The organism is Rhizobium sp. SEMIA 4085 (genome assembly GCF_013004495.1).
GTDB lineage: Bacteria > Pseudomonadota > Alphaproteobacteria > Rhizobiales > Rhizobiaceae > Rhizobium > Rhizobium gallicum.
Genome location: NZ_JABEPH010000375.1, coordinates 1 through 5,632, shown reverse-complemented (window position 1 = coordinate 5,632; position 5,632 = coordinate 1). Strand labels below are relative to the sequence as shown.

At 57.5% G+C, this 5,632-nt stretch carries 6 protein-coding genes and 1 tRNA gene; 1 reads left to right on the top strand and 6 read right to left on the bottom strand.

Annotated features, from left to right (window positions below; genetic code table 11):
* The 4 genes from C9413_RS26830 to C9413_RS26815 all read right to left on the bottom strand — a co-directional run.
* A partial coding sequence (locus C9413_RS26830; protein WP_281408681.1) for a trigger factor family protein occupies positions 1-231 on the bottom strand: 231 nt, incomplete at its 3' end.
* A 272-nt stretch (positions 232-503) separates the two neighbouring features.
* Positions 504-588: transfer RNA gene (locus C9413_RS26825), tRNA-Leu, on the bottom strand.
* Between the two features lie 204 nt (positions 589-792).
* A complete protein-coding gene (locus C9413_RS26820) occupies positions 793-1,320 on the bottom strand; it encodes a site-specific integrase (protein WP_170251140.1) in 528 nt (175 codons plus the stop codon).
* A gap of 575 nt (positions 1,321-1,895) precedes the next feature.
* The gene (locus C9413_RS26815; protein WP_039844739.1) at positions 1,896-2,087 is read right to left on the bottom strand and encodes a hypothetical protein; all 192 of its coding nucleotides are present in this window, start codon (positions 2,085-2,087) and stop codon (positions 1,896-1,898) included.
* An 840-nt stretch (positions 2,088-2,927) separates the two neighbouring features.
* On the opposite strand from C9413_RS26815, the gene C9413_RS26810 reads away from it, so the two are divergent.
* Complete coding sequence (locus C9413_RS26810) at positions 2,928-3,122, top strand: hypothetical protein (protein ID WP_039844738.1); 195 nt, start codon at positions 2,928-2,930, stop codon at positions 3,120-3,122.
* 441 nt (positions 3,123-3,563) lie between these two features.
* Here the strand turns inward: C9413_RS26810 and C9413_RS26805 are convergent, their stop codons facing one another.
* Positions 3,564-4,154, bottom strand: a complete 591-nt coding sequence (locus tag C9413_RS26805; protein WP_039844737.1) for a GDYXXLXY domain-containing protein — start codon at positions 4,152-4,154, stop codon at positions 3,564-3,566.
* Complete coding sequence (locus tag C9413_RS26800) at positions 4,151-5,254, bottom strand: DUF2157 domain-containing protein (protein WP_170251139.1); 1,104 nt, start codon at positions 5,252-5,254, stop codon at positions 4,151-4,153. Before C9413_RS26800 ends, C9413_RS26805 begins: the two co-directional genes overlap by 4 nt.
* Positions 5,255-5,632: the final 378 nt, after the last annotated feature.

Genomic DNA, 5,632 nt, shown 5'->3' with positions numbered 1-5,632 from the left:
CTGAGTTGGCTGCTCGCGAACGATCTCGTTGACGAGATCGGCCATGATCGACTTGCCGTAGACCTTCTTGAGGTGGGCGACCGGGACCTTGCCCGGACGGAAACCATTGATGCGCACCTTGTCCTTTACGTCGGCAAGGCGCTCGTTCATCTTGTTTTCCATGTCCTTGGCCGGGATAACGACCTTGATTTCGCGCTTCAGCCCTTCAGCGAGCGTTTCGATAACCTGCATGTCTTCCTACCTTCATTTCGTGGCGGCCGTGCCCAGACGCCGTTCGTTTCGATGAGCACGACGCCGGAAAAATTGCCGCGCGTGGCTTTTGTCAGATTCCAATGCATCCCTCCCAAGGGGGGACGGCGCCATCCTGCCGGATAATTGAGGCGACCTATCCCGGTCCTCCCACCTGCAGGCCAGCTTTGGTGCGGGTAGAGAGACTTGAACTCCCACGCCTTGCGGCACCAGAACCTAAATCCGAGGCTCTACCCATTTCTCCACTCAGTTTTTGGTGCGGATGAAGGGACTCGAACCCCCACGCTGTCAGGCGATGGATCCTAAATCCCTTGCGTCTACCAATTCCGCCACATCCGCATGATCTGGTGAATTTTGACACCGTTTGTCACAGGCTTTGTCACAAGTCAACGCTAGTTCTCGCCCACCACAGAAAGCAGCGGTTTCGGGCTTTCTAACAAGTCTCCGAGGATGTCAGAGCAAACGTCGAGGTACCCGTTCCGAGCTTCGCGTAGATCAGCGTCGTCTCGATCCGCTTGTGACCGAGCCACGTCTGGACGCGCTTCAAGTCCACCCCCCGTTGCACCTCCATGAGGCGCATGTATGGCGAAGCGTATGGACGACCACGTCGTCGAACCCGAGAGCCTCCTGCATCCGGTCCCATGCCGTGCGCAGTTTGCCGTCCTTCTTGAAGTGCGCGAACGATCCCTTGCTGTTCGGGTTAAGCCTCTCCATCGTCTTGATCGCGTCGATGGTTGGCTGCGACATGGGAAGCGTCTTCGGTGGCGACTTCTTATCCCCGCCGATGAACAGGGCCGTGCGACAATTCAGCGCGAAATTGTTCCAGCGAAGATCCATGATGGTACCCGAGCGAGCCCCGCAGTGAAGCGCGAAGACTGTGAAGGCGTACATCTCGTCGTGGTAGACCGTCTCCCGGTAAGCCAGAAGGTTCTGCGCCTCGTCCTTCGTTTGGAACCGGAGGCGTTCGTTCGTCTCGCCTGAGAGGCGCACCTTATCGAAAGTCCCACGGTAGCGGGTTCTCTTGATCATGAAATCCGCCATGAAGGCATCGCCTCGTTTGCGTACAGCCATTGCTATCTCTCTAAGAGTTCAATGAGGGTTTTGAAGACGCGCTGCCCCTTCAGGGTTGCTCGAACGCGCTTGAAACTGCGGTCTCTCGGGTCTTCGTAAGCTTTCCGGCCGGGAACCTTCTGAAGTTCCTTCCCGACTGGCGTGTAATGCTCCTTCGTGAGTTCATCGTTCTTGCGGGTGATTGATCGGCCACCATCGCCAAGGCCAGTGCGTTGCGCCAGCTCCTTGATGGTGAGGTCAGGTGTCCCCGACGATGTGCAGTGAGACCAGACGCGGGCCGTGAGGATTGCTTGCTTGCATTTGGGAAGTCACAGACCGGCGTGTGCCAGCCCGGTTGAACGCGGGTGAGTTAATTGGGGTTCAGACCCCCAAAATCCCCTTCAGGAGCTATTGCGCCATCTTCTTTGATCACCTCGGCGAACATGATAGCCATAACGAGCGCGACGAAAATCATTCCCCACATCTCAAGCGTATGGCCTTGAGCGTGCTTCTTTGCCGCTATGAATATGCAAGTGCCACACAGGGTAAGCCAAGCCAACCCAATCAGCCTCTCAATTGCCAATTCCCAATCCATATTAGGGAGCCATTATGTGCGCCTTCGGTGCGATCGATAGGACCGCGTTACCGTCACCCGGCGCGCTCTTGCCATATCCAGCGATCGCTAGCCCGATGAATGCCACAACGAATAGAATGGATAGGACGCCGAGCCAGTCCGCCCGGAGCGTTACGCCAGCGCTTGCCCTTTGCGTGTCTGCTATGTCTGTCATGCCTTAACCCCTTAGCCTTCCCTCCCATGGCGCTAAGATAGACGGTCAGCTGCACCTAATGAACACGCCAGAATGACGCCCACGAAACATCTAGCTGGCAATCGCCAGCCAATCGCCGGGTCATTTTGACATTACGTCAGTGAGAGCTTGCCTGTGGGAGCCGAAGCGCGTTCAGGATTTGGAACCGCAAGCCGTGTCGTGCCGGTCCTTCGCGTTCATATATCCAGCCATGGCACTTGCAAGGCCAATCGATAAGCGAACTTGAACTGCGTCCTCCCAGACCGCGACCTGATCGCTTCTTCGATGATCTATGATACGGTAGGTTCCGTTGTTTTCCCGTTCAATTTCGTATCTCATCGCCGCGCCTATCTTGAGCTTCAGCCGACATTAAAGCCGCATTCTAGCTGATTCGCCATTTTGTGACATTATGTCAGTTAGCAGAGACTAATAAACCATCCCCTTTAGTTCACTCTTGGTTGCTTCTCGGTTCCCTTTATTACCTCTTTTGGTTGACCTAAACGGTCCCCTGGCGCTGCACTGAACGGCAGTCGGATCAAACGACACCGATTAGAAGGCACTCGAACGAACATTCTTGGTCTTCAATGCCTTTTGATAGCCCGCTAGCCCCGCCCCCTGCCTTCACAAGATACAGCATCTAGTGTGAACCATTGATTTCATTGGAGAATTAGGCGCGTTGTGACAAAAGAAGGTGACAGTGGGTCGACCGACGCGGCACATGAGTTAGATCGAAGGGGTACCGTGGGTCACGGCGCGTGCTGCATATCGATAGGTGGCTCAGAATTTTGTACCAAAATTCCGGGTCGGGGTTAGGATCACCTCATGGAGAAGCGCCCGCCACACATCAGGTTCTTCGTCATGAAGTATGACAACGAACCCTATTGGTCCGTGATCGATATCTTCACGGGAAAGCCGCATGTGCTCAAGGGTGTCGTGCTGAACAGATTCGAGGCCGAGGAGGCTGACGAGATGGTCGATCTCCTGAACCTCCAAGACATGAAGACAAGGGCATCCTGAGGCATCAATGAGCCGACACGACGAGACGAGGAAGGCCAAGCCAGTCGGAGACACAGCCAGCGACAGCACAAGACCGTCATCATGAGCAAGGGACCGCTGCCGGATGATATGGGTCATCTAGTAGAACAGACGGACTTGTTCACCTCGTCGGTCGTGTAGCTGGCCGTGTTGTCGTAGTCCCAGTCAACGAGCGAAGAGCAGACCGCGAGCCTGTGCTGGTTCATGATCGGTTCGAGGGTGTCGATGATCCGAGCTTCCTTCTGGTGCTTCGACCAGCAGCGTCCTCGATAGACACCGGTACTTGACCACAAACCGGGCACGGAGAAGCTGAGCGAACATCCCGTCGCCCATGTTCGGCTCGACGAGGATGATGTTCACGCCCTGTCTCTGAGCCGTGGAGAGAACCGTGTCCAGCCCCCCTCGCCTGGCATTTCGCCAAAGTCAGTAGAGCGGCTCCTCATAGGCGGGCTTGCCGTCTACGAGCAAGCTGCGGATCTGAGCCGTGCCATCGCTTGAAATACGCGCAGCAATCGAAACGCTGCCGTCCTGCCGGGCCTCCTCCAGCGGCTTGCCTTGGCCTTCCGGCACATAATAGCGTTCGATCCCGTATTCGGCGCGGATCGTGTCGGCCGTGCGCACACCGTAGCTGTAAAATGGACGGCTCTTGAGCACGGCGCTTTCCGCTGCCTCGGGGAGCGGCTGGAACGAGGATTCGGCGATTGCCCAAAAGCCGTCCGGTTGCTTTTTCAAGCGGACCCAGAGCGTCTGCTCGCCCGCTACGGCGGGCAGCTCGCCGACCACCGTCTGTGCCGGAACCGACGAAATTTCGTAATTCAGCACGACATAGTCGCCACGCAGGAAATCACGTGGATCGACAGGTGTCGTCTTCAGCAGGACTTCGGTGCCGCTACGCAGGATCGCCGCGCGGCTTTCGATTATGTATCCCAGAATGATGGTCTGGAGGGCGGCAGCAATGACCGCCGCAATCAGGTAACCCCTGCCCGATTGACGTTTTGAAGACAACGCATTCATTCCGTCACCTCCGTCGACCTTGCACCGAAACGTCTCTCGAGGCGGATCACCGCCCAGGCGACGATCGCCACCAGCAGACCGGACAGAAGAAAGAGGCTCGACGTTCCGAGGATCGAACCGACTGTGACGGAAGCAAGATAGAAAACCTCGGCGGCAAAGGTGGCGTAGGCAAGATAGCGCACGGCGCCGTTGTCTCGGCCCTGCAGCGCGATCGCAAGCACGGCCGTTGCGAGCGTTGCCATGCCGACCACAACAAGCGGCCAGCCTTCATCGTGCTCTATGTTGAGCAACAGCAATCCGACTGCCGCCACCAAGAATGGGTAAAAGGCCGGCGCAGCGCCCGCAGCCCTTATGAATGCGGAGCCACGCAGCGGCGGCAGGCTGACGGAAATGAACGCGGCCATGCCGCAAAGCACGAAGGCGAACGCAGTCCGGATATCTTCATGCAAGGTGTAGAGCCATGCAAGCCAGCCCACAGCAAGCAGATAGGCAAGGTGCCGTGCACGAGCTGCGCCGGTAAAGCGCACCAGTGCGACAATGACCACGGCCATGACGGGCGGCGCCCAGGGATCGAAACCCACCCAGCGCGCGCCGTAGTCCGTCAGATAGACAGCGAATGAGGCCCAGGACAGAAAGCCGCCTATGGCAGGCACGACACCTGAGCGGAAGAGGGCGGCAGACACGGTCGCGATCGCGAACCAGAGATACATAACAGTCTGCTCGTCACCCGACAGATGATACATCTGGCCGATGAGGGAGATCGCGCCGCCGAAGCTCAGGGCACCGATGACGAGCAGGCCGCTCGCAACCGCCGACGCCCCCCGAGCAAACAGTAGTGCGGCGCCGAGATAAACAGCCCAGATCAGGGCGAGGATCGCGCCGACGCGGACCAGCCGCGGAATCGCCTCCCAGTTGGAGGCGATGAGCAGCAGGACTGCCGCCGCAAGCAAGACCGCGGCAAGCACCATCAGCACATTGCCGAGACTGAAACTTGCAGGCCGGCTGTCATATTCGACAAGCAGCAACTCCGCCATCGCCTCGGGCAGCAGACCCTTTTCCACCCAGAGCGACAGATCCCGCTCCAACCGTCCCCGATACATGCCTGCCTCCGTGCCGATTCCAGCGGCTTTCCCATCAATCTTATAGATGGAGCAGCGTCTTTCGCAATCTCCCGAGCCTGTGCCGTTCAAGATACTTCACTGTGCGAACTTGGTACGGAATTAACCGAGCATTAACAGCAGCGCGCTAGGATGGAGTCCTTGCAGATAAGGCATGCATGAAACGCATGGCCACCATGAAAATATTGCACTGCAAAATAACCATTAGTCATACTATATTGACGATCAAGAAGCGCGGGTATGGCAGCCCGGCCCGGTTTACCGGATGCCTGCGGATATGATGTCCGCAACGAAATTCGGAGTAGCGCACTCCTCCTCCAAGCGCCCTCAGGTAGAATGACGAGAAACGACCTCCCAGGG

Coding starts and splice junctions, on each gene's coding strand:
- C9413_RS26820 (WP_170251140.1), bottom strand. CDS start 1,320: ATGGCTGTACGCAAACGAGGCGATGCCTTCATGGCGGATTTCATGATC.
- C9413_RS26815 (WP_039844739.1), bottom strand. CDS start 2,087: ATGACAGACATAGCAGACACGCAAAGGGCAAGCGCTGGCGTAACGCTC.
- C9413_RS26810 (WP_039844738.1), top strand. CDS start 2,928: ATGGAGAAGCGCCCGCCACACATCAGGTTCTTCGTCATGAAGTATGAC.
- C9413_RS26805 (WP_039844737.1), bottom strand. CDS start 4,154: ATGAATGCGTTGTCTTCAAAACGTCAATCGGGCAGGGGTTACCTGATT.
- C9413_RS26800 (WP_170251139.1), bottom strand. CDS start 5,254: ATGTATCGGGGACGGTTGGAGCGGGATCTGTCGCTCTGGGTGGAAAAG.